Below are 23961 nucleotides of genomic sequence, written 5' to 3'. Positions count from 1 at the left end.
GCAGTGGCGCTTTTCGTGTGACCCCAGAGGGTGCCGGATTGGCGTTCCCGCCGCTGGTGGGGGCAGGATGCCTATTCGGGCGCGAGGGTCTGCAAGCAGACCCGGTCCGGGGACTGTCCGAGGGCCCTGGCAGCATCGGCTTCGCTGTGCCCAACATGCGGCTCCGCCGCGTGGCACGCCTCACAGGCAAGAAGAACACGGGAGTAACAACATGAACCGCAGTGAGCTGGTGGCCGCCCTGGCCGACCGTGCCGAGGTGACCCGCAAGGACGCCGACGCCGTGCTGGCCGCTCTCGCCGAGACTGTCGGCGAGGTCGTCGCCAAGGGCGACGAGAAGGTCACCATCCCCGGCTTCCTGACCTTCGAGCGCACCCACCGTGCCGCTCGCACCGCTCGTAACCCGCAGACCGGCGACCCGATCAACATCCCGGCCGGTTACAGCGTGAAGGTCTCCGCGGGCTCCAAGCTCAAGGAAGCCGCCAAGGGCAAGTAAGGCAGCCTGTAGGCAGTAGAAAGGGCGGCCACCCTGTCAGGGGGTGGCCGCCCTCTCGTTTGCCTCTGTACGGGCCCGGCAGGTGCCTTACACGAGCGCGCTGCCGGGGAGCTCGACCTTGGCGCCCAGCTCCACGAGCTTCGCCATGAAGTTCTCGTAGCCGCGGTTGATCAGGTCGATGCCGTGGACGCGGGAGGTCCCCTGCGCCGCGAGCGCCGCGATCAGGTACGAGAAGCCGCCCCGGAGGTCCGGGATGACCAGGTCGGCGCCCTGGAGCTTCGTGGGGCCGGACACGACCGCCGAGTGGAGGAAGTTCCGCTGGCCGAAGCGGCAGTCCGAGCCGCCCAGGCACTCGCGGTACAGCTGGATGTGGGCACCCATCTGGTTCAGCGCGGAGGTGAAGCCCAGCCGGGACTCGTACACCGTCTCGTGGACGATGGAGAGACCCGCGGCCTGCGTGAGGGCCACCACCAGCGGCTGCTGCCAGTCGGTCTGGAAACCGGGGTGCACGTCCGTCTCCAGGGCGATCGCGTTGAGCGAGCCGCCCGGGTGCCAGAAGCGGATGCCCTCGTCGTCGATCTCGAAGGCGCCGCCCACCTTCCGGTAGGTGTTGAGGAACGTCATCATCGACCGCTGCTGGGCGCCGCGGACGTAGATGTTGCCCTCGGTCGCCAGCGCCGCCGACGCCCAGGAGGCCGCCTCCAGGCGGTCCGGGAGCGCGCGGTGCGTGTAGCCGTCGAGCCGGTCGACACCGGTGATGCGGATGGTGCGGTCGGTGTCCATGGAGATGATCGCGCCCATTTTCTGCAGGACGCAGATCAGGTCCTCGATCTCCGGCTCCACGGCGGCGTTGGAGAGCTCGGTGACGCCCTCCGCCAGCACGGCCGTGAGCAGCACCTGTTCGGTCGAGCCGACCGAGGGGTACGGGAGACGGATCTTGGTGCCGCGCAGCCGCTGCGGGGCCTCCAGGTACTGGCCGTCCGCCCGCTTCTCGATCGTCGCGCCGAACTGGCGCAGCACGTCGAAGTGGAAGTCGATCGGCCGGCCGCCGATGTCGCAGCCGCCCAGACCCGGGATGAAGGCGTGGCCGAGGCGGTGCAGCAGCGGGCCGCAGAAGAGGATCGGGATGCGCGACGAACCGGCGTGGGCATCGATGTCGGCCACGTTGGCGGACTCGACGTGCGTCGGGTCGAGGACCAGCTCGCCCGGCTCCTCACCAGGACGAACCGTCACTCCGTGCAGCTGCAGCAGCCCACGGACCACCCGGACGTCACGGATGTCGGGCACGTTGCGCAGTCTGCTCGGCCCGCTGCCGAGGAGGGCGGCGACCATCGCCTTGGGCACGAGGTTCTTCGCGCCGCGGACACGGATCTCGCCCTCCAGCGGGGTTCCGCCGTGGACAAGCAGTACATCGTCTGTGCCGGTCATGAATCTCGCGTTCCGGAGAGGTCGGGCAGGGGGCCAGGGAAAAGGGTAAGGGGCGGGAGCCCCCCACTTGGAAGGTTCGGGTGCCCTGTCAGATGTAATGAATTCGGCACAACACCCTCTGTTCATACGATCTTGCGGAGCGTCACCGTCCGTTTGTGTCCGCGCGCGTCGCGCGCATCCGTCCTGAACTGCGCCGCCGCCCCGTCCGTGTCCACTGCGCCGGAGGACCCCCGTAATCGCCGAACATGCGGGATCATGTGTCGCATGACCGAGGTGTCCTCGCTCACAGGGCGGCTGCTCGTCGCGACTCCCGCCCTGGCCGACCCCAATTTCGACCGCGCGGTGGTCCTGCTCCTGGACCACGACGACGAGGGCTCCCTCGGCGTGGTCCTCAACCGGCCGACCCCTGTCACGGTCGGTGACATCCTCGCGCCCTGGGCCGACCTCGCCGGCGAACCGGGCGTGGTGTTCCAGGGCGGTCCGGTCTCCCTGGACGCGGCGCTCGGCGTGGCGGTGATCCCCGGCGACGAGGGCCCGCTGGGCTGGCGTCGGGTGTTCGGCGCGATCGGTCTGGTCGACCTGGAGACCCCGCCCGAACTCCTCGGGCCCGCGCTGGGCTCCCTGCGGATCTTCGCCGGGTACGCGGGCTGGGGCCCGGGCCAACTGGAGACGGAACTCGGCGAGGGCGCCTGGTACGTGGTCGAGTCCGAACCGGGCGACGTCTCCTCGCCGCGCCCGGAGACCCTGTGGCGGGAGGTCCTGCGCCGCCAGCGGAGTGACCTCGCGATGGTGGCGACGTACCCGGACGACCCTTCGCTCAACTGACCCCTCCGGTCTTCAGTACCCTGGTGCTCATGAGCACTCTCGAGCCCGAGCGCGGGGCAGGTACGGGAACCCTCGTCGAGCCGACGCCGCAGGTGTCCCACGGTGACGGCGACCACGAGCGCTACGCCCACTACGTCCAGAAGGACAAGATCATGGCGAGCGCCCTCGACGGCACTCCCGTGGTGGCACTGTGCGGCAAGGTCTGGGTACCGGGGCGCGACCCCAAGAAGTACCCGGTCTGCCCGATGTGCAAGGAGATCTACGAGTCCATGGGTTCCGGCGGGGACAAGGACAAGGGTGGCAAGGGCGGCGGCGACAAGTAGCTCGCTCCTGACCGCGGGGACGGCCCCCGGTGCGCGTACGTCGGTACGCGCACCGGGGGCCGTTTCGCGTTGCACGGGGTGCTTCCGCCGGTCACAGAGTGGTTGAGACCACTTGTCGGAGAGGGGGTCCGGCCCTAACCTCTCGCGTGTTGTGCAGCACGAAACGCCCGTTGCGCATGCTGCAACAGGCGCGCTGCAATGCCGATTGGTGGGAGCCCCCGTATGAAGCTTTCTGCCCGTATCGCCGCCCCGGTCACCGCACTTGTCCTGGCCGGCCTCACCGCCACCGCCTGCGCCCCGCAGACCTCCGACGGAGCGTCCGGCAAGGCCGCGACGGACGAGAAGAGCGGCACCCTGCGCGTCTGGCTCTTCCAGGAGGTCAACAACGCGCCCAAGAAGCAGGTCGTCGACGCAGCCGTCGCCGCCTTCGAGCAGCGGCACGCAGGGACGGAGGTCGAGGTCGAGTACATCCCCGTCGACACCCGCGCCCAGCGCATCAAGGCCGCCTTCAACGACCCGAAGTCCGCCCCCGACCTCATCGAGTACGGCAACACCGACACCGCCGGCTACGTGAAGGACGGCGGACTGGCCGACATCAGCGCCGAGTTCGGAGCCTGGGCCGACGCCAAGGACACCGACCCCACCGCGAAGTCCTCCGTCACGGTCGACGGCAAGATCTACGGCGCCCCGCTCTTCGTCGGCGTACGCGCGCTCTACTACCGCACCGACGTCTTCAAGAAGCTCGGCCTGACCGCGCCCAAGACGCAGGACGAGCTCGTCTCCACCGCCAAGAAGATCCGCAAGGCCGAGCCGGACCTCTACGGCATCGCCGTCGGCGGCGCCTACACCTACGGCGCGCTGCCGTTCCTCTGGGCCAACGGCGGCGAACTCGCGACGCGGGAAGGCGGCTCGTACAAGGCCGCCGTCAACAGTGATGCCGCCCGCAAGGGCATCGCCTCCTACACCTCCCTCTTCGGCGACGACAACTGCCCGGCCGCCAAGTGCGCCCAGATGGGCGGCAACGCGACCGTCACCGCCTTCGCCTCCGGCAAGGCCGCGATGGCGATCGGCGGCGACTTCAGCCACGCGGCGGTCGAGGCGGGCACGGTGAAGGGCAAGTACGCGGTCGTACCGCTGCCCGGGGTGACGGCCGGCTCGATCGCCCCCGCCTTCGCCGGCGGCAACAACCTCGGCGTGATGAAGAGCAGTTCACACCGCACCCTCGCCGTGGACCTGATGAAGTCCCTCGCCGGAAAGGAGACGCAGGGCAAGCTCTTCGACGCGATGGGCTTCCTGCCGACCTACACCGACGTACGGGCGCGGGCGGCGCGGAAGGAGCCGTTCGTGAAGCCCTTCATCGACTCCCTCGGCGCCGGCGCCACGTTCGTTCCCGCCTCCCCGGGCTGGGGCAAGATCGACTCCTCGCTGGTGCTCCCGACGATGTTCCAGGAGATCGTCAGCGGCCGGAAGGACGTGAGGACCGCCTCGGACGACGCCGCCAGGAAGATGGACGAGACCTTCGCGGCAGCGGGCCGATGACGGGGACGGCTCCGGACGGTACGCGGACGGCCCCGGAGGGGCCTGTCCCCGAGGGGTCCGCCGCCGAGGGACCCGTCCCCGAGGGACCCGTGCGTGAGGGGCCCGCCGCTGGAGGCCGGACCCCCGGGTCTCGCTCCTCCTCCCGCACCCCCGGGTCCCGGCGCCGCACCCCGCCCGGTCCTCGCGGCCGCTCCGGATGGACGCCCTGGCTCTACCTCCTGCCCGCGCTCGTCGTCCTCGGCGGGCTGCTCCTCTACCCCATCTACCAGCTCGGGCTCATCTCCTTCCTGGAGTACACCCAGGCCCAGGTCAGCGGCGGCGAACCGACCTCCTTCCAGGGATTCGGCAACTACACCGCCCTCTTCTCCGACCCGCAGTTCTGGCAGGTCCTCCTCGCCACGGTCCTGTTCGCCGCCGCCTGCGTCGTCACCACCCTCGCGGTGGGCTGCGCGCTCGCGGTCCTGCTGACCCGCGTACGGGCCCTGCCGCGCCTCGCGCTGATGCTCGCCGCGCTCGGCGCCTGGGCCACCCCGGCCGTCACCGGTTCCACCGTCTGGGTGTTCCTCTTCGACCCCGACTTCGGCCCCGTGAACCGGCTGCTGGGCCTCGGCGACTTCTCGTGGACGTACGGGCGCCTCAGCGCCTTCGCGCTCGTCCTCTTCGAGGTCGTCTGGTGCTCGTTCCCGTTCGTGATGGTGACGGTGTACGCGGGCATCAAGGCCGTCCCGTCGGAGGTCCTGGAGGCCGCGGCGCTCGACGGCGCCTCGCAGTGGCGGATCTGGCGCTCGGTCACGGCGCCGATGCTGCGACCCATCCTGGTCGTCGTCACGATCCAGTCGATCATCTGGGACTTCAAGGTCTTCACCCAGATCTACGTGATGACGAACGGCGGCGGCATCGCCGGCCAGAACCTCGTCCTCAACGTGTACGCCTACCAGAAGGCCTTCGCCTCGTCCGAGTACAGCCTCGGCTCGGCGATCGGCGTCGTCATGCTGCTGATCCTGCTGGCGGTCACGCTGGTCTACCTCCGTCTGCTGCGCCGCCAAGGAGAAGAACTGTGAGCGCGTTCCGCATCCGGCGGCCGGGGCGTCTCGCCGCCGAGGCGGCCGCCCTCCTCGTCGCGGCCGTCGTCGCCTTCCCGCTGTACTGGATGGTCCTCTCCGCCTTCAAACCGGCGGGCGAGATCCAGTCGACCAACCCGCGGCCGTGGACGCTGTCCCCGTCCCTCGACTCCTTCCGGCGCGTCTTCGAACAGCAGGAGTTCGGCCGGTACTTCCTCAACTCGCTGCTCGTCGCCGGAACGGTGGTCCTCGCCTCCGCGCTGATCGCGTTCCTGGCGGCGACGGCGGTGACCCGGTTCCGGTTCCGCTTCCGGACCACGCTGCTGATCATGTTCCTGGTCGCCCAGATGGTGCCGATCGAGGCGCTGACGATCCCGCTCTTCTTCCTGATGCGGGACTTCGGCCAGCTCAACACGCTGGGTTCGCTGATCCTGCCGCACATCGCCTTCTCGCTGCCGTTCGCGATCTGGATGCTGCGCGGATTCGTGAAGGCGGTCCCGGAGGCGCTGGAGGAACAGGCCCAGATCGACGGCGCGAGCCGGACCCGTTTCCTGTGGCAGATCCTGTTCCCGCTGGTCTTCCCGGGGCTCGTGGCGACGAGCGTGTTCTCGTTCATCTCGACCTGGAACGACTTCCTCTTCGCCAAGTCGTTCCTCATCAGTGACACCTCCCAGTCCACGCTCCCGATGGCGCTGCTGGTCTTCTTCAAGCCGGACGAGAACGACTGGGGCGGAATCATGGCGGGGTCGACCGTGATGACGATCCCGGTGCTCGTCTTCTTCGTCCTCGTACAGCGCCGCCTGGTTTCGGGACTGGGCGGAGCGGTGAAGGACTGACGGGCCGCCACCCGTGCCCTGTGCCCCGCGCCCGCGCCCGTGACCCACCTGACCCACCTGATCCGCCGACATCCGCCGACATCCGCTTTCGAAAGGTCGATGCCCATGCATGGCGACCACCACGAGCTGATCCCCGCACCCCGCGGGCTCGACGTCCGGGATCCGAGCCCCGGACACGTCTCACTGGACGAGGACACGACCCTCGACGCGGGGCCGGGCACCGAGGGCGTGGCGCGCTGGCTGCGCTCCGAGCTCGGTGCCGCCACCGGGTTCCCGTTCCCGCCGGGCAGCGGCCGGCGCGGGATCCGGCTGCGCGTCGCCCCCGAGGTCGAGGAGACGTACGGTCCGGAGGGATACCGCCTGTCGACCGCCGGCTCCGACGACGCGTCTGCCGTGGTTGTCGAGGGCGGCAGCGCCGCGGGCGTGTTCTGGGGGGTCCAGACGCTCCGTCAGCTCCTCGGCCCCGACGCGTACCGCAAAGCACCGGTGGCGCGGGACAGGCGCGGCTGGGACCTCCCCCCGCTCACCGTCGAGGACGGCCCCCGCTTCGGCTGGCGCGGGCTCATGCTCGACGTCGCCCGGCACTTCCTGCCCAAGGACGACGTCCTGCGCCAGCTCGACCTCCTGGCCGCCCACAAGCTCAACGTCTTCCACTTCCACCTCACCGACGACCAGGGCTGGCGCGTCGAGATCCGGCGGCACCCGCGGCTCACCGGGACCGGCGCCTGGCGGGCGCGTACGAAGTGGGGTCACCGGGCGTCGCCGCTGTGGAACGACACCCCGCACGGCGGCTTCTACACGCAGGACGACATCCGCGAGATCGTCGCCTACGCCGCCGAACGGCACATCACCGTCGTCCCCGAGATCGACATCCCGGGCCACTCGCAGGCCGCCATCGCCGCGTACCCCGAACTGGGCAACACCGATGTCGTCGACACCGACGCGCTCGCCGTCTGGGACACCTGGGGCGTCAACCCGAACGTCCTCGCCCCCACGGACGCCACCCTCCGCTTCTACGAGGGCGTCTTCGAGGAGATCCTCGACCTCTTCCCGTCCACCTTCGTGCACGTCGGCGGCGACGAGTGCCCCAAGGACCAGTGGAAGAAGTCCCCGACGGCCCAGGCGCGCATCAGGGAGCTGGGCCTCGCCGACGAGAACGAGCTGCAGTCCTGGTTCATCCGCCACTTCGACCGCTGGCTCGCCCACCGCGGGCGCCGGCTCATCGGCTGGGACGAGATCCTGGAGGGCGGCCTCGCGCCCGGCGCCGCAGTCTCCTCCTGGCGGGGGTACGCGGGCGGTGTGACCGCGGCCGAGGCCGGCCACGACGTCGTCATGTGCCCCGAGCAGCAGGTGTATCTGGACCACCGTCAGGCGCCGGGCGAGGACGAGCCGATGCCCATCGGCTACGTACGGACCCTGGAGGACGTCTACCGCTTCGAGCCCGTACCGCCGGGCCTGAGCCCCGAGGCCGCCGCCCACATCCTGGGCACCCAGGCCAACGTCTGGACCGAGGTCATGGAGAACCGCGACCGGGTCGACTACCAGGTCTTCCCGCGCCTCGCCGCCTTCGCGGAGGTCGCCTGGTCGGCCCTCCCCGCCTCCGCGGAACGGGACTTCACGGACTTCGAGCGGCGGATGACCGTCCACTACCGGCGCCTCGACGCCCTCGGCGTCCGCTACCGGCCGCCGGCCGGCCCGCTGCCGTGGCAGCAGCGCCCGGGCGTCCTCGGCCGCCCCATCGAGGGGGCACCCCCGATCGTGTGAGGTACCTGAGGTACCCCGAGGGTGTCCGGCCCCGATCCGCGCCGGACACCCCGATCCGCGCCGGACACCCCGGTCCACCGGACACCCCGATCCGCGCCGGACACCCCCGTCCACCGCACACCCCGATCCGCACGGGACACCGCGAGCACCCCCGTCACCCAAGAGCGGCAAAACGGAAGTTAACGCCACCGGTGGGATCTCCTGGACGGAACCGTCCTTCGCGGACCCTCGCGTCGGGCGGCTCGCAAGATGTGCCAGAGTTGCCACGTCCGGGCTGTGAGCACGTACGGTACGGCCACACAGGCGTCACAGCCGGGGACACGTCGGGGACCGCCGGGGACACCGGGAAGGGGCAGCGGGTTGACCACGCACGCACCACAGACGGCGCAGTCCGTGACGCTGCCCGCCTCGCTCGACGAGGCCGTGGCGGCGCTCACCGCCATGCCCGCCGCCGTTCCCGTCGCGGGCGGCACGGACCTGATGGCGGCCGTCAACAAGGGCCAGCTCAGGCCGGCCGGACTCGTCGGCCTCGGCCGGATCAACGAGATCCGCGGCTGGCAGTACCAGGACGGCCACGCGCTCCTCGGCGCCGGCCTCACCCACGCACGGATGGGCCGCCCCGACTTCGCGGCCCTCATCCCCGCCCTCGCCGCGGCCTCCCGGGCCGCCGGACCGCCCCAGATCCGCAACGCGGGCACGCTCGGCGGCAACATCGTCACCGCGGCCCCCACGGGCGACTCCCTGCCCGTCCTGGCCGCCCTGGAGGCGGACCTGGTCGTCATGGGCCCGCTCGGTACGCGCGAGATCCCCATCTCCCACCTGCTGGCCGGCCGCGACCTGCTGGCGCCCGGCGAGCTGGTCGCGTTCGTCCGCGTCCCGCTCCTGCACGCCCCCCAGATCTTCCTCAAGGCCACCGGCCGGACGGGCCCGGCCCGCGCCATGGCCTCCGTCGCCGTGGTCCTCGACCCGGCCAGACGGGGGCTGCGCTGCGCGGTGGGCGCGATCGCGCCGATGCCGCTGCGCCCGCTGGAGGCGGAGCACTGGATCGCCTCGCTGGTGGACTGGGACGGGGAGCGTGGCCTCGCGCCGGAGGCGCTGACGGCGTTCGGCGAGTACGTGGCCGCCGCCTGCATCCCGGACCCGCCGGGCGACGAGCAGCTGCCGCCGGCCGTACTGCACCTGCGGCGCACGGTCGCCGCGCTGGCCCGAAGGGCACTGGGGAGGGCGCTGTCGTGAGCAATGAAGACCACGGCCACGGGCAGGCGGGCGGCTGGGAGCCGATCCCGCAGAGCGAGGGGTACGACGGCGACGCCACCGCCTTCGTACAGCTGCCGCCCGAGTTCATGCTGGACGGCGTCCCGCTGGAGGCGCCGGGCCACGGCTACGTACCGCCGATGATCACGCCGCTGACCCCGTTGACGCCCGCGGCGACGACGGATCCGGCGGCGACCGGTTCGTGGATGATGCAGCCGCCCACGGCGGGGGCGGAAGCGGCGGAGCCGCAGCCTCAGCCGGAGCACGGGCCGGCCCCGGATCCGCAGCCCGAGTTCCTGACGGAGCCCGATCCGCACGCGACGGGTCAGTGGAGCTTCGAGGCGGCCTCGGATACGGGTCAGTGGACGATTCCGGTCGCTCCGGACTCGTCGGACGAATCGGGCGAGTTCACGGCGTCCATGCTGGCGCAGTACGCGAGCAGCGCACCGGCGACGCTGCCGGGCGGCGCGCCGGCGCCGTGGGCGGTTCAGGAGCCGGAGGAGACCGCGGCCGCGGACGCGGCACCTGAGGCCACGGAGGTCGCCGAGGCCATCGCGGCTCCCGAGCCCGCCGCAGCCGCCGGAGACACGCCCCCGGAGCTGTCGTCCCCGGAGCCGTCGCCCCCCGCCGACACGGTGGACATGGTGGAAGCGGTGGACGCGCCGCCGGCGGCGCTCTCCACGGGCAACAGCGCGGACAGCGACGAGCACCCGCACACCTCGTACGTCCTTCGCGTGAACGGCGCCGACCGCCCCGTCACGGACTCCTGGATCGGTGAGTCGCTGCTCTACGTGCTCCGCGAGCGGCTCGGCCTGGCCGGCGCCAAGGACGGCTGCTCGCAGGGCGAATGCGGCGCGTGCAACGTCCAGGTCGACGGCCGGCTCGTCGCCTCCTGCCTGGTCCCCGCTGCGACGGCCGCCGGGAGCGAGGTGCGTACGGTCGAGGGCCTGGCGACCGACGGCGAACCCTCCGACGTACAGCGCGCCCTCGCCCGCTGCGGAGCCGTCCAGTGCGGCTTCTGCATCCCGGGCATGGCCATGACCGTGCACGACCTGCTCGAGGGCAACCACGCCCCGACCGAGCTGGAGACCCGGCAGGCGCTCTGCGGCAACCTGTGCCGGTGCTCGGGCTACCGGAGCGTCGTGGACGCCGTACAGGAGGTCATCGCCGAGCGCGAGGCGAGCGCGGCCTCCGAGCGCACCGCCTCCGAGCGCACCGCCTCGGAGCGCACGGACGAAGCGCGCATCCCTCACCAGATCCCCCACCCGCACGACGGAGGCATGGCGTGAGCAGCGACGCGACCACCGCCACCCCCACCGCGCTCGACGCCGTCGAGCAGGAGCCGGTCGCCCACGGCCTGGGCTCGTCCCTCCCGCCGACCGACGCACGGGCCAAGACCGAGGGCACGTTCCCCTACGCCGCCGACCTGTGGGCCGAGGGCCTGCTGTGGGCCGCGATCCTGCGCTCGCCGCACCCGCACGCCCGGATCCTCTCCATCGACACGACGGCCGCGGCCGACATGCCCGGCGTACGGGCCGTGGTGACGCATGCCGACGTGCCGGGGGAGGCCACGTACGGCAGGACCGTCGCCGACCGCCCCGTGTTCGCCGCCGAACTGGTCCGCCACCACGGCGAGGCCATCGCGGCCGTGGCCGCCGACCACCCGGACACGGCCCGCCTCGCGGCGGCCGCGATCACCGTCGAGTACGAGGTCCTCGAGCCGGTCACGGACCCGGAGAAGGCCTTCGCGGCCGAGCCGCTGCACCCGGACGGCAACCTGATCCGCCACATCCCGCTGCGCTACGGCGAGGCGGAGGCGACGGGCGAGGTCGTGGTCGAGGGGCTGTACCGGATCGGCCGGCAGGACACGGCCCCCATCGGCGCGGAGGCCGGCCTCGCCGTGCCGCGCCCGGACGGCGGGGTCGAGATCTACACGGCCTCGACCGACCCGCACACGGACCGGGACCTGGCGGCGGCCTGCTTCGGCCTCTCGCCCGACCAGGTGAAGGTGGTCGTGACGGGCGTCCCGGGCGCGACGGGCGACCGTGAGGACCCGGGCTTCCACATTCCGCTGGGCCTCCTGGCACTCCGTACCGGCTGCCCGGTCAAACTCACCGCGACGCGCGAGGAGTCCTTCCTCGGCCACGCCCACCGCCACCCGACGCTGCTGCGCTACCGCCACCACGCGGACGCGGAGGGCCGGCTGGTGAAGGTCGAGGCCCAGATCCTGCTGGACGCGGGCGCCTACGCGGACGCGTCCGCGGAGTCCCTGGCCGCGGCCGTGGCCTTCGCCTGTGGGCCGTACGTCGTGCCGCACGCCTTCATCGAGGGCTGGGCGGTCCGTACGAACAACCCGCCGTCCGGCCATGTGCGGGGCGAGGGCGCGATGCAGGTGTGCGCGGCGTACGAGGCGCAGATGGACAAGCTGGCGGCGAAGCTGGGCGTGGACCCGGCCGAGATCCGTCTCCGTAACGTACTGGCCACCGGGGACATCCTCCCGACGGGCCAGACGGTGACCTGCCCGGCGCCGGTCGCCGAACTCCTCGCCGCCGTCCGCGACTTCCCGCTCCCTTCTTTGCCGATGGACACCCCGGAGGAGGACTGGCTGCTTCCGGGCGGCCCGGAGGGCGCGGGCGAACCGGGCGCGGTGCGACGGGGCGTCGGTTACGCCCTGGGCGTGGTCCACATGCTCGGCGCGGAGGGCGCGGACGAGGTCTCGACGGCGACGGTACGGGTCCAGGACGGCGTGGCCACGGTCATCTGCTCGGCCGTCGACACGGGTTCGGGCTTCTCCACCCTGGCGCGCCAGATCGTCCAGGAGACGCTGGGCCTGGAGGAGGTCCACGTCGCCTCGGTCGACACGGACCAGCCCCCGGCGGGCCCGGCGACGCACGGCCGCCACACATGGGTGTCGGGCGGTGCGGTGGAGCGGGCGGCCAAGATGGTCCGTACGCAACTGCTGCAGCCCCTGGCCCACAAGTTCGGCATGTCGACCGAACTTCTCCAGATCACGGACGGCAAGATCACGTCGTACGACGGCGTCCTGTCGACCACGGTCACGGAGGCCATGGACGGCAAGGAACTCTGGGCCACGGCCCAGTGCCGCCCCCACCCCACCGAGCCCCTGGACGAGTCGGGCCAGGGCGACGCCTTCGTGGGCCTCGCGTTCTGCGCGATCCGCGCGGTGGTGGACGTGGACATCGAACTGGGCGCGATCCGGGTGGTGGAGATGGCCGTCGCCCAGGACGTCGGCCGCATCCTCAACCCGGCCCAACTGGCCACCCGTATCGAGGCGGGCGTCACCCAGGGCATCGGCGCGGCCCTCACGGAGAACCTCCGCACGGCCCGCGGCCTGGTCCGCCACCCGGACCTGACGGGCTACGCCCTCCCGACGTCCCTGGACGCCCCGGACATTCGCATCGTGAAACTCGTCGAGGAACGCGACGTGGTGGCCCCCTTCGGCGCGAAGCCGGCCAGCGCGGCCTCCGTGGTCACGGCCCCGGCAGCGGTCGCCTCCGCGGTCCGCGCGGCGACCGGACGCCCCGTCAACCGCCTGCCGATCAGGCCGCAGGCGGCAGTGGGCGTGTGACGGCGGTTCCAGGAGGCGAGGGTTCCGTTCGCACCATGAAACGCGTCACACGCCGGGGTCCGACCGGATGCGGTCCTTGCTGACCGTACGAATCCAGCCATCGGGGTAGTGGCCGTACGGCTCTTGGCCCAGCCGTCCCATGGTCGGCGTGCCCAATTCGTAACCAGGGGATCTGCGTTGCGCGTGCAACCCAGAGGTGCGCTCTGTCCGTCGTCTTGACTACAGTGAAGCCCTGAGACTTGTCGAACGGGGAGGCGGCGATGGCAGAGGCGATGGACGGCGGCGGGGGAGCGATCGGCTCGCTGTCGACGATGTCGATGTTCGGTGGGGTCGTGGGGGCGGCTGCGGCCGCGGCGAGCCTGGCCGTCGAAGTGAACGAGCTGGCCAACCTCAAGAACCGCGTGGACCAGCTGCTCAAGGACTTCCAGGAGTCCCAGGCCGGCCCGGGCAAGATCGCCGCGGACTGGCTGGACAAGGGCACGCTCGCGGGGCCGGGGTTCAAGGAGGCGGAGTTCCTCTTCTCCTCCTACGACGTCGTGCGCGAGGAGCTGGTCAAGTTCTCCAAGGTCCTCGGGCTGCAGATGGAGAGCATGAAGATCGCGATCGATCTGTCGAAGAACGATTACGAGAACATCGACGACGACATCCGCGCACGCATGAGGTCGCTCAACACGCAGATCACGGACCTTCAGAAGCGCGAGGCCGACGAGGCCGCGAACGCGCACACGATGGGCGGGGCGTCGCAGAGGCCGGTCCCGCAGACGGGTGCGCCCGCGGACGGCGGCGACGGCCGTGGAGAGGTCAGCTACGGGTGAGGTACGAGGCGGAAACGGGGGAAGGTTCGCATGGGTAATACGTCCAAAGCACCGCAGGCGGAGTCGACGCCGCTCGAGGGGCTGACGAACGAGCAGCTGCTGGCGATGCTCACTCCCATCCAGAAGGAGCGGGCCGAGGCGCTCTCGCTCAAGCTCGGAACCGCGGCGAAGGAGATCACCAAGATCGCCGAGTACCTCCGTGCCCGCGCGTCCGGTGGCCTGAACTGGAAGGGTGCGGCTTCGGAGTCCTTCGTCGAGTGGACGGGCGCGACGGCGAGCGCCACGTTCTACCTGGCGCAGTACACCGAGCTGGCCAGTAAGTGCCTGGCCGAGTCGGCTCAGGCCATGGCCGAGGCGAAGAGCGGCGTGGACGGGCTCGCCAAGACGAGCGCGGACGCGAAGACGGACTACGAGAAGGCCGAGCGCAACCGGTACGCGGCCCAGCACGACCCTGGCGCGGGCAAGACCGAGGTGAAGACCTTCTCCGAGGACATGCAGGCGGCGGCCAGTGCACGCGAGAAGGCGCGCATCGAGGCGCTGATGAAGCTGCGGTCGTTGGGTCAGACGTACACGCACAACGGGCAGCGGGTGAACAGCGCGCCGAGGCCGGAGTTTCCGGCGCCGTCCACCATGAACGACGAGTGGCGCAGTCCGCTGGGCCACAAGCAGGTCCCGGGTGGCTCGTCCAGCAGCCGAGTGTCATCGACCACGGGTGGTTACGAGACCACCGGACGGACGAAGTCAACAGGCAGCAGCGACGGATCCGTTGTAGGCGAAACCGACGGCGGCACTGTCCGCCCCGGTGATCAGACTCCGACGAAGCCCGGCACGGTCGTCCCCGACCGCGTCGTGGACATGGAGATCGACGGCGGTCTGGCGCTTCCTGACGCCCCGACGACTCCTTCGACGCAGCCGCCCGGCACCACGATGCCGCAGCGCCCGGACACGATCACGTACCCGGGCGGAGCCACACACGTTCCCCCGTCCCTCACCGGCGGCTCGGGCAAGACGTTTCCGACCGGACCTGGGCCCGGCAAGGTGGGGCCCACGATGCGAGGTATGCCGGGTCCTGGGACCGTCGGTCCCACGCATCCCACGTCGCGGATGCCGCAGCCCGGCATCGTCGGAGGCCGTCAGGTGCCGCAGAACAACGGACGTCCGCAGGTCGGGCTTCCGCGGAGCCCGGTGATCGGCCACGAGAACGCCCTCGGCCGCGGGCCGATGGGCGCCGGTCAGCACCCCATGGGAACCGGGCCGGGACAGGGCACCGGCTCCGCCGGGCGGCGCCTGGCGACGGAGACGGGCGGCGTGGTCGGTGGTCGGGCTCAGCAGTCGGGTCAGGCCAGCGCGCGTCCCTTCACTCCGGGTGGCTCCGGCCTCGTTCGGGGCGCTCAGCCCGGGGCGGGAGCGGGTGCGGCGCAGGGTCGTGCGGTCGGCGCGCCACTCCATGGTGCGGGGGCCCGGACCGGAGACTCTCGTTCCGACGAGAGGAACGGCGAGCGTCCTGACTACCTGACCGAGGACGAGGAGACGTGGCAGCAAGGTGCGCGTCGCATCGTCCCCCCGGTCGTCGACTGATCTCGTAACAAAGGACACGGAGAAGCGCATGCGGACCAGCAGTGGACGGGCCATCGGTTCAGGCTCCCTTGTGGCGGCGACCATGGCCCTGACACTGCTGGGCATCGGCGCGACACCGGCTCACGCGGAGACCGTCCGTCAGCAGCAGTGGCATTTGGATGCCATGAAGGCCGAGGAAATCTGGAAGGTCAGCAAGGGCGAGGGCGTTACTGTCGCGGTCATCGACTCCGGCGTTGACGACTCCGTCGCCGACCTTCGAGGCCAGGTGCTCCCTGGCAAGGACTATTCGTCCCGGGCCGGTGACGAGAACAAAGACATCGACAATCACGGCACGGGCATGGCTGCCTTGATTGCCGCGACAGGGGCACGGGGCGCGACTGCGGGCTCGTACGGATTGGCACCGAAGGCGAAGATTCTGCCCATTCGTGTCGCTAGCAACACAGAACGTCTGCAGGGCAAGAGTACGGCGACGTACGCGCAGGGGATGGCGACGGCCATTCGGTTCGCGGCCGACTCTGATGCGAAGATCATCAACGTCTCTGCGGGTAGTCCTGTGACACCCCACCCCGTGCTCGCCGACGCGGTCCGGTACGCCTTGTCAAAGAACAAGCTTATTTTTGCGGCTGTGGGCAACAGCGCTGACGAGGGGAACGCTGTCGAATACCCGGCTGGGACTCCTGGTGTTGTCGGTGTGGGCGGGCTGAACAGGAAGGCGGCTTGGTGGTCGAAGTCGCAGACCGGGCCACAGGTCGACCTCGCCGCCCCTGCGGAAGACATCACCAACGCCTGCACGGGAGGCACGCAGCTGTGCGAAGGTGACGGCACCAGCGCCGCCACCGCGCTCGCCTCCGCCTCCGCCGCACTGATCTGGTCCAAGCACCCCGACTGGACGAACAACCAAGTCCTTCGGGTCATGCTCAACACCGCAGGAAAGCCCAAGAGTGGTGACGCACGTACCGACCTGGTCGGATACGGCGCTATCCGGCCGCGGGTCGCGTTGACCACCCCCGGGGACCCCGGCCCCGCCGACGTGTACCCGCTCCCCGACCTCGCCGCCGCGGAGAAATCCGCTTCGCCTTCGGTGAGCGCCTCCTCGGCGCCCTCCGCCGCGCCCAGCGAGAAGCCGGCCACGGCCGCGCCGGCGCCTGCCGCGTCGGACAGCGACAGCAACTCCGGTCTGTGGATCGCCCTGGGAGTCGGTGCGGCCGTGCTGATCGGCGGAGCCGTCACCGCGGTCGTCGTGCGGTCCCGGCGGCGGAGTGCGATGCCTCCCGTGCCGACCATGCCCCCCGCCGCTCCGCCGTACGCGCCCGCGCCCTACGGCCCCCCGCAGCAGCTGCCCCCCAACCCGTACCAGCAGCAGCACACCCAGTACGGCCCGCCTCCCGGACCCGGGCAGCCCGGCTGATCCCTTGGAGACCGGTGGCGTCGTCGGTGGCCGTCCGCAGCACCGCCCGACATCTACTGAGTAGAGGCTCAAGGGGACTCATGTCGTTCGAAGCAGAGTGGGCGGCCGCGCGCAGCGAGGCGTCGGCCAACGTGAGCAGCAAAGGATCTGTTCTACTCCAGTAGGTCGGTGAGCTCGATCCTGACCTGCAGTACCTCATGGAGGACCGCAAGTGGCCGCTTGATTCGACTTCCCCGAAGCACAAGGACGAGGGCTACGGCTATGACGAACTCGGGCACGCGCTGGAGGCTGCGACGCTCGGCGTGCCGTACGACTCAACTGAAGCCGTGATCCACCGGGGCGGCCGTACGGCAAACGTCATGACCCAGGTGGCGGAAATCGTCGGCAGTGACATCGAGTACGCCGGTGACCGCCCCGGGGTCGGTGACAGTCTCGCTCGCATGGGGGCCGGCTACATGGATGACCTCAATTGGTCCACGATCAACGAAGGCGGTCGCGGCGACTCCATGGGGCGTGACGAGTTGTACCGCCACGGTGGAGACGGGCACATCAGCGTCACGCAGGCGACCGCCCGGAACTTCCTCTACAACGTAGGCCAGCATGAGGGAAGTTACGAGATTCTCTCATCGGCCCAGCACGCCATGACTATGGGCGCCCTGGAGGCCAACCCCGGGGACCACGGCAAAGCGGAGAAGATCCTCAACAACGGCGGATACGTTCACGGGCTGCTTGACGAGGCGAGGATCTCTGCGCTCGACAAAGAGTTCGGCGACACGGAAGACAAGATCAACCAGAAACTCGCTGAAGCCGCCGAGTGGAAGAAGTTCGGTGCCAGCCAGGGCCTTGGCCTGGCTGCTGGCATCGCAGTCCTGCCGCTGGGCGGGCCGGGTGCCTCGGCGGCAGCGATGTTCGTGGTGCCGACCCTTGTCGAGGGTGCCGCCGGCGCCGTGGAGACCCAGTGGGGCATCGAGATCGACAGGGAGACCAAGGAGCAGGAGAAGGACCTCTCGAATGAGTCGAGGATGTCGGAGAGCAGGTTCGCGGAGCTGGGACAACTCCGCGCCAACAGCCCGGCGCTCCTTTACCAGCAGCAGCATCATCCTGGTCACGACTACACCGAAGGCGTGCTCAACGCTTATGACCGCGGTGCGAACAGCACCGATCGCACCGATGGGGGACGTCGGTGAAATCCGTGCGCCCCACTCGTCCTTCTCGTCCTGCGACCTTGGCTGTCAGTGTCCTTCTGGTTGCGACAGCCTGCGGCGGAAGTGGTTCGGAGTCCGACGTTCTGGAGGGCGCGTGCGGGGGGATCTTCGACAAGCAGGCGCTCGACGAACTGATCCGGGACTTCGAGGCCGGTGAGCTTCGGGAAGCCACGACTGGCGATACGTACGCAGGGGTCGCGGATGCGCTGAGAAAGCGAAAAGCTCCGGCGGATTCGTGCCGCATCGAGACCGTCGCTGGGGTGACGGCAGTACAGGTCCGGTTCAGCATTGGGGGCGATCCACGCAAAGCGAAGCCGGCCGCGGTGTCGGACCTAGTTACGTCTCCCGGGGCTACCTCTGGGCTGAGGCACTCCCCGCAGCACCCCGGAGCCGCGAGTGCACCTCGCTCTCCTCGATGGGGGGAGTGACGTACAAGCCCTTTCGCGCACGGTGACGACTTCAAGCCGCACTCGCTGAGTTCCCAACGTAGTTGGCGGGGCCTTGCAGCAGGCCCACAACCCGTACCAGCAGCAGCACACCACCCAGTACGGCCCTCTCCCCCCGGGGACAGGACACTCCCTGCCGGGCACCTAGCCGGTGTGTCGACGAAACGGACAGTAAGGGTCTTCCGGGCTCTTTCCGGCCGGTGAGTCGGCTGTGACCGATCGCGTCGTCGAGATTCCGCATTGCACTTGTGTACGACGGGGTCTCACCCGGTAGCGTTACCGCTCGCGCGGGAAATTGACGCATCGGGAACCGAACAACGGGGGAGACGCCGTGGCTGGTGAGACGCAACCGCAAAGCCTGCAGCAATTGCTCCAGTTCGAGGGCAGTAGCAGTAGCAGTGGCTCCTCGAGCGACCAGGGGATGAACCTCGCCGGGCTCGCCCCCGACTCCGGGGGCGGTGGCGGAGGCGGTGCCGGCGGGGGAGACGCGGACCTCAAGCAGACCGAGGGGCCGTGGACGCATGCCGCGGGGGCCGTCGTGACGTTGCAGACCGACACCAATGCCGGGCTGACGAGGCTGGGGACCGCGCACGAGGGCGTGCAGGAGCGCACCGAGGGGCTCGAGGCCACCGCCGCGCTCAGTGCCGTCCTCTTTTCCTGGCAGGAGCGGCTGAAGGCCGTTCGGGACGAGGCCGGGAGCCTGGAAGCGCCGCTGAAGCAGGTCGCCGTGGAGCACGGTGAGCTGGAGGCCGCCCAGAAGGCGAAGTACGCGCAGATCGCGCCCCCGCCGGACAAGGGCGCGGGCGAGCACAAGGGCGGTCGGTGAGCGCGATGTTGTCGATACAGGAACTCAAGGACCTCAAGCTCACCGAGCTCACGGAAGCCGGCGAAGGATGGGGTGACGTCAGCAAGCGGGCGTACGAGTCCCGTCGGCAGATCGACAGCGGCGTGGTGCCCAAACTGACCGACGTCACCAAGGGCATGTCCACGATCGCGGCGGCGGTCCGTCTGGGCCGGCTGAGCCGCAACTATCAGTACATCCACACCGAGTGCGGCCTGGTGCAGTTCGCGCTCAACGGTCTGGCCCAGGAGCTCGCCGCGCCCCAGCGCAAGCTGGTCAACGCGCTGGAGGACGCCAAGCACCTCGGGTTCACGGTGCACCCCGACGGCTCGGTCAGTTACCCCGCGGCAGGCCCGGAGGTCGCCGGCCAGAAGCCGCAGGGCGACACGGTCAAGGGCACGAGCGGGTTCTTCAGCGGTGTGATGGCGGACGTCGCCGCCATGACCAACCTCAATCCGAACGCCGCCAAGGCGCAGGACATCGCCGACACGATAGGCGACGCGCTGGCCGAGGCACGGAGGATCGACGCGGAGTACGCCAACGCCGTACGCAGGCTCAAAGCCGAGCAGGGCCTCGACGTCACCGAGAACACCTGGGCGGACGTCAACAGGGACTCGCAGGCGGTGCACGGCGCGGCGGACGACGTCTTCAAGGACGACATCCCGACCGGCAAGAGCCCGGCCGAGCGCAAGGAGTGGTGGGACGGCCTCAGCCAGGACGACAAGATCGCCTACATGGCGGCCTACCCGGACACCATCGGCAACCTGGACGGCATTCCGGCCGTGGCGCGCGACGAGGCGAACCGCAACTACATGCCCCAGCTCATGGGACAGCTTTCGGAGCGCGGCGGCGAGGACGCGGAGACCAAGCTGGCGGGTCTGCGCAAGATCGACGAGCAGCTCAGGGCGGGCGGCCAGCCCCCGATGTACCTGCTCGGTGTGGGCGACCAGGGGAACGGGCGGGCCATCGTCGCGTACGGGAATCCGGACACGTCACGGAACGTCTCCGCGTACGTCCCGGGACTGAGCACGAAGCTCGACGAGGAATTCGCCGGCGGCACCCTGAAGCGTGCGCGGGACACCGCGATCGGTGCGCAGGAGATCGACCCGTCGAGTGCCTCGATCGTCTGGCTCGGTTACGACGCACCGCTCAGCGTGGACGTCATGACCGAGAACGACGCGGCGAACGGGGCGCCCGCATACCAGAGTTTCATGGGCGGTCTCGCGGCCACCAACGACTACGCCGACCCGCACATCACCGCCATCGGTCACTCGTACGGTTCGCTGACCGTGGGCACCGCCAGTCAGCAGCCGGGCGGCATGCCGGACGTCGACGACTACATTCTCCTCGGAAGCCCCGGTGTCGGGGTGGATCGCGCGGAGGACCTGGGCGTGGGCAAGCAGCACGTCTTCGTCGGTGCGGCGGAGAACGACATCGTGACGAAGCTGCCCTCGGGCGGTTCTGTCGTGGGTGGCGTCATCGGTGGAGCCGGCGGGTTCCTGGTCGGCGGGCCGGCTGGAGCGCTGGTCGGCGCCGGTGTCGGCGCGGACCTGGGCGACCTGGGCGACGACGATGTGTGGTTCGGCAAGGACCCCGCCAGCGAGGCCTTCGGCGCGACCCGCTTCCGTACGGAGGAAGGCCCGAACGCGCTCACGAACCTCACGCTCGAAGCCCACTCGAACTACTTCGACCCTCAGAAGGACCAGATGTCCGCGGACAGCATCGCCAACATCGTTGCCGGTAATCCCGGTGGTATCACTCCGGAGGCCAGGCGATGAGGGTAAGGGCAGCGATCGCCGTGGCCGCGCTGGTGCTCCTGGCCACGGCCTGCGGCCCGTCGGAGAAGTCGGGGGGCGCGAACGAAGGAAGGGCGCAGGACATGAACATGCAAGAGGCGGCCGAGCGTGCCGACGAGCTCCTGAACGACACCATCACGTCGATCACTCCCCCGGTGAAGTGGGACCACGGGATTTCCACGGATGGTGGTTGCGAGGTGTCCCGGCGGATCTCCGTGACCACGGTGATCTCCCCGGAGCGCAAGGGGAGCTTCCTGGGTGTGGTGGAGCGCCACTGGGAGAAGCGCGGCTTCACCCACCGGGGCACGAACAAGAGTGAGAAGACCCCGGCGACCTACTTCCTGACCCAGGACGGCTTCCAGATCAGGCTGCTGTTCGGCTACCAGGGCCAGGCGCACTTCGAGGTTGCCACCCCGTGTGTGGAGGAGTCGGCCGTCCAGCCCCCCAAGACGGTACCCGGCGGGCCTGCCTACGACGGGAACAAGGCGCCTCTGCCGACCGAGCAGTCGGAGTTCTGGTCCGCGCGTACGCCGATCTCCAGCACCACACCGAGCAGCTGAAGTGCCGAGCACCCGCGGTACGCACCAGTGCCGGGGATCTCGGCGACGCCGTCCGCCTGTCCGTCCGTCCTCGTCGAGGGCGGGCGGCGCCATGCCGGTCAGAAGACCGGCATGGCGACCACCTTGCCCTGGCTGATCAGGAAGACCCGGTTCCCCGCGCCCGTCATGCTCCAGGGGCCGCGGTCGTCCCGCTCGTACGTCCACACGCGTTTCCGGCTCGGCTTGGAGAAGCCCGAGACACCGAAGTCGTCGTAGCCGCCCTCGACCACCCACAGGCAGTTCCCCTGCACCACGGGCGGTGTCAGCGGCGGCATGCCGCCGTTGAGGTCGGCCCACCAGTAGTCGCCGCGGCCGCCGTCCTTGCCGTAGCGGGTCACGATGACGCCGTCCGCGGCCGTGACCCCGTCGGCATCGACGACGGGCGGCCCCCAGCCTCCCTGGGTGCCCTGCGGTTTCGTACGGGAGGGAACCGCCCAGAGTTGGCGCCCGTCGAGGGTCAGCGCGGTGAGGGTCCGGCCGCCCATGTAGACGACGCCCTTCTCGATCACCGGCTGAAGGGCCGTCGTCGCCTGGCCGGTGATGTGCCACAGCTCCTTGCCGGACTTCGTGTCCAGAACGCGTACGGTTCCGTCCGTGCCGCTCAGGACCAGCCGGTTTCCGCCGACGGCGGCGAGCGGGCCCGTGATGTCCGCCGAGCTCTCCGTGGACGTGACCGTCCAGCGCGTCGTCCGGTCCGCGGTGCCGACGGCACGCAGCTTGCCCTTGGTGGTGAGGACGTAGACCGCATCGGCCTCGGCGGCCAGGAGGAACGCCACGTCGGCGTCCGGAGCCGACCACTCCTGGGCACTGGTGGAGGCGTTGAAGCAGAGGAGCGCACCCGATGCGTCGGCCGCCACGAACCGGTCCTCGTCGAGGGCGAGCTGGCGCGCCCGGGCCGAGAGCCGGGGCAGCGTCCACTTCCGTGATCCGTCGGTCACCTTCAGGGCCGTCAGGCCGCCGTCCCTGGCCGCGAAGATCACCACGTCCCGCAGGACGATCGGGGGCGGGAGGGGGCCGGACGCGGCGGCTTCGACTGGGCCCCACAGCGGCGAAGGCCTGATCCCCTCGCTCGCCTGGGCCAGCAAGGGCGCGTCCGGGGCGTCCCCGGCCGGCGGCAGCTCGGTGGCGGCACGCTCCTTGAGCCACCAGGCCGTACCGCCACCACCACCCGCGAGCAGCAGCGCCCCGCCGGCACCCCAGGCGGTGAGGAACCGGCGTCGGCTGGGAGCCCGCTGGACGACGGTCGTGGGGGCGGCGGCGGTCTGCCGCCGGATCTCGGCCTCGCGACGCTTCACCTCCTGATGCAGCGGGCTCTGCCGCCAGACATCACGGGCCTTCTTGTCCGGTGCGAAGGCGCGGGCGATCTGCTCCGGAGTCGGGCGGAACCGCGGGTCCTTGGCGAGCAGGGGCGCCACGAGGACCCGGGTCGACTCCGGGAGCCCGCTGAGATCGGGCTCCTCGTGAACCACCGCGTACTGGACGGCCGCGACATGCGGGCCGTTGTACGCACGCCGCCCGGTCGCCGCGTACACGAGCACCGCCCCGAGCGAGAACACGTCCGCCGCCCCTGTCACACGCTTCCCGAGGACCTGCTCGGGAGCGCCGTAGCCGGGGGTGACGGGAATCTGCCCGGTGGTCGTCAGAGTGAGCCCGTGCTCCGGGCGGGCGATGCCGAAGTCGATGACCCGGGGGCCGTCCGAGGTGAGGACGATGTTGGCCGGTTTGACGTCACGGTGGACAAGCCCCGCGGCATGGATGTCCCGCAGTGCCTCGGAGAGCGCGGCGGCGAGGGCACGTACGGTCGGCTCGTCGAAGGGGCCGTATCGCCCGACCGCCTGGTCCAGGGTGGGACCGGCCAGGAACTCGGTGGCGATCCAGGGCCGTCCGGCCTCCATCTCCGCGCCGAGGACACGGGCGACGCGCCGGCTCGTCACCGCCTGCGCCGTGTGCGCCTCGCGGACGAAGCGCTGCGCCAGATGGTAGTCGTGGGCGAGTTCCGGACGCAGGACCTTCACCGCGGCCGGGCGGCCGTCCGGTCCGGAGGCGACGTACACCCGGCCCATGCCGCCTTCCCCCAGGACGCCGAGGACACGGTACGGACCGACGCGGAGCGGATCGCCGAGGCCCAGGGGATTCATGGCTGTTCACGTCCTGTTCGAGG

The 23961-nt window shown here is 70.4% G+C and carries 19 protein-coding genes; 17 read left to right on the top strand and 2 right to left on the bottom strand.

What is annotated here, in order from left to right; all coding sequences use genetic code 11:
* Window positions 1-211: 211 nt before the first annotated feature.
* The gene (locus ACFYV5_RS22235) at window positions 212-493 is read left to right on the top strand and encodes an HU family DNA-binding protein (RefSeq protein WP_017237029.1); all 282 of its coding nucleotides are present in this window, start codon (window positions 212-214) and stop codon (window positions 491-493) included.
* Window positions 494-580: 87 nt separating this feature from the next.
* Here ACFYV5_RS22235 and murA read toward each other — a convergent pair whose 3' ends face one another.
* Complete coding sequence (gene murA / locus ACFYV5_RS22230) at window positions 581-1921, bottom strand: UDP-N-acetylglucosamine 1-carboxyvinyltransferase (RefSeq protein WP_355112489.1); 1341 nt, start codon at window positions 1919-1921, stop codon at window positions 581-583.
* A gap of 264 nt (window positions 1922-2185) precedes the next feature.
* Here murA and ACFYV5_RS22225 point away from each other — a divergent pair, with 264 nt between their 5' ends.
* The 16 genes from ACFYV5_RS22225 to ACFYV5_RS22150 all read left to right on the top strand — a co-directional run bounded on the left by ACFYV5_RS22225 (window position 2186) and on the right by ACFYV5_RS22150 (window position 21761).
* Window positions 2186-2746 carry a YqgE/AlgH family protein gene (locus ACFYV5_RS22225; RefSeq protein WP_355112487.1) on the top strand — a complete coding sequence of 187 codons (561 nt, stop codon included), beginning with the start codon at window positions 2186-2188 and terminating at the stop codon, window positions 2744-2746.
* 29 nt (window positions 2747-2775) lie between these two features.
* Window positions 2776-3069, top strand: coding sequence for a DUF3039 domain-containing protein (locus ACFYV5_RS22220; RefSeq protein ID WP_355112485.1), 294 nt, complete (start codon window positions 2776-2778; stop codon window positions 3067-3069).
* Window positions 3070-3291: 222 nt separating this feature from the next.
* A complete protein-coding gene (locus ACFYV5_RS22215) occupies window positions 3292-4608 on the top strand; it encodes an extracellular solute-binding protein (RefSeq protein ID WP_389171000.1) in 1317 nt (438 codons plus the stop codon).
* Entirely contained in the window at window positions 4605-5669 is a 1065-nt protein-coding gene (locus ACFYV5_RS22210; protein WP_389170997.1) for a carbohydrate ABC transporter permease, read from the top strand. Before ACFYV5_RS22215 ends, ACFYV5_RS22210 begins: the two co-directional genes overlap by 4 nt.
* Window positions 5666-6505, top strand: coding sequence for a carbohydrate ABC transporter permease (locus ACFYV5_RS22205; RefSeq protein WP_389170994.1), 840 nt, complete (start codon window positions 5666-5668; stop codon window positions 6503-6505). The genes ACFYV5_RS22210 and ACFYV5_RS22205 overlap by 4 nt, the downstream gene beginning before the upstream one ends.
* A gap of 105 nt (window positions 6506-6610) precedes the next feature.
* On the top strand, window positions 6611-8269 hold the full coding sequence (locus tag ACFYV5_RS22200; RefSeq protein WP_389170991.1) for a beta-N-acetylhexosaminidase: 1659 nt from the start codon (window positions 6611-6613) through the stop codon (window positions 8267-8269).
* Window positions 8270-8629: 360 nt separating this feature from the next.
* Complete coding sequence (locus ACFYV5_RS22195) at window positions 8630-9505, top strand: FAD binding domain-containing protein (protein ID WP_389170988.1); 876 nt, start codon at window positions 8630-8632, stop codon at window positions 9503-9505.
* Window positions 9502-10812 carry a 2Fe-2S iron-sulfur cluster-binding protein gene (locus ACFYV5_RS22190; RefSeq protein ID WP_389170985.1) on the top strand — a complete coding sequence of 437 codons (1311 nt, stop codon included), beginning with the start codon at window positions 9502-9504 and terminating at the stop codon, window positions 10810-10812. Before ACFYV5_RS22195 ends, ACFYV5_RS22190 begins: the two co-directional genes overlap by 4 nt.
* The gene (locus ACFYV5_RS22185; RefSeq protein ID WP_389170982.1) at window positions 10809-13112 is read left to right on the top strand and encodes a xanthine dehydrogenase family protein molybdopterin-binding subunit; all 2304 of its coding nucleotides are present in this window, start codon (window positions 10809-10811) and stop codon (window positions 13110-13112) included. The genes ACFYV5_RS22190 and ACFYV5_RS22185 overlap by 4 nt, the downstream gene beginning before the upstream one ends.
* A gap of 260 nt (window positions 13113-13372) precedes the next feature.
* Entirely contained in the window at window positions 13373-13927 is a 555-nt protein-coding gene (locus ACFYV5_RS22180) for a hypothetical protein (RefSeq protein WP_389170979.1), read from the top strand.
* Window positions 13928-13957: 30 nt separating this feature from the next.
* Window positions 13958-15505 (top strand): hypothetical protein, encoded by a 1548-nt coding sequence (locus ACFYV5_RS22175; RefSeq protein ID WP_389170976.1) that lies wholly within the window; start codon window positions 13958-13960, stop codon window positions 15503-15505.
* A 28-nt stretch (window positions 15506-15533) separates the two neighbouring features.
* A complete protein-coding gene (gene mycP / locus ACFYV5_RS22170) occupies window positions 15534-16913 on the top strand; it encodes a type VII secretion-associated serine protease mycosin (protein ID WP_389170973.1) in 1380 nt (459 codons plus the stop codon).
* Between the two features lie 197 nt (window positions 16914-17110).
* The gene (locus ACFYV5_RS22165) at window positions 17111-18100 is read left to right on the top strand and encodes a hypothetical protein (RefSeq protein WP_389170970.1); all 990 of its coding nucleotides are present in this window, start codon (window positions 17111-17113) and stop codon (window positions 18098-18100) included.
* 885 nt (window positions 18101-18985) lie between these two features.
* Window positions 18986-19390, top strand: coding sequence for a hypothetical protein (locus tag ACFYV5_RS22160; RefSeq protein WP_389170967.1), 405 nt, complete (start codon window positions 18986-18988; stop codon window positions 19388-19390).
* A 5-nt stretch (window positions 19391-19395) separates the two neighbouring features.
* A complete protein-coding gene (locus ACFYV5_RS22155) occupies window positions 19396-21183 on the top strand; it encodes an alpha/beta hydrolase (RefSeq protein ID WP_389170964.1) in 1788 nt (595 codons plus the stop codon).
* A 101-nt stretch (window positions 21184-21284) separates the two neighbouring features.
* Window positions 21285-21761, top strand: a complete 477-nt coding sequence (locus tag ACFYV5_RS22150; RefSeq protein ID WP_389170961.1) for a hypothetical protein — start codon at window positions 21285-21287, stop codon at window positions 21759-21761.
* A gap of 98 nt (window positions 21762-21859) precedes the next feature.
* Here the strand turns inward: ACFYV5_RS22150 and ACFYV5_RS22145 are convergent, their stop codons facing one another.
* Window positions 21860-23938, bottom strand: coding sequence for a PQQ-binding-like beta-propeller repeat protein (locus ACFYV5_RS22145; protein ID WP_389170958.1), 2079 nt, complete (start codon window positions 23936-23938; stop codon window positions 21860-21862).
* Window positions 23939-23961: the final 23 nt, after the last annotated feature.

Source organism: Streptomyces sp. NPDC003035 (assembly GCF_042888285.1).
Taxonomy (GTDB): domain Bacteria; phylum Actinomycetota; class Actinomycetes; order Streptomycetales; family Streptomycetaceae; genus Streptomyces.
This window is presented reverse-complemented; position numbering and strand designations above follow the sequence as displayed.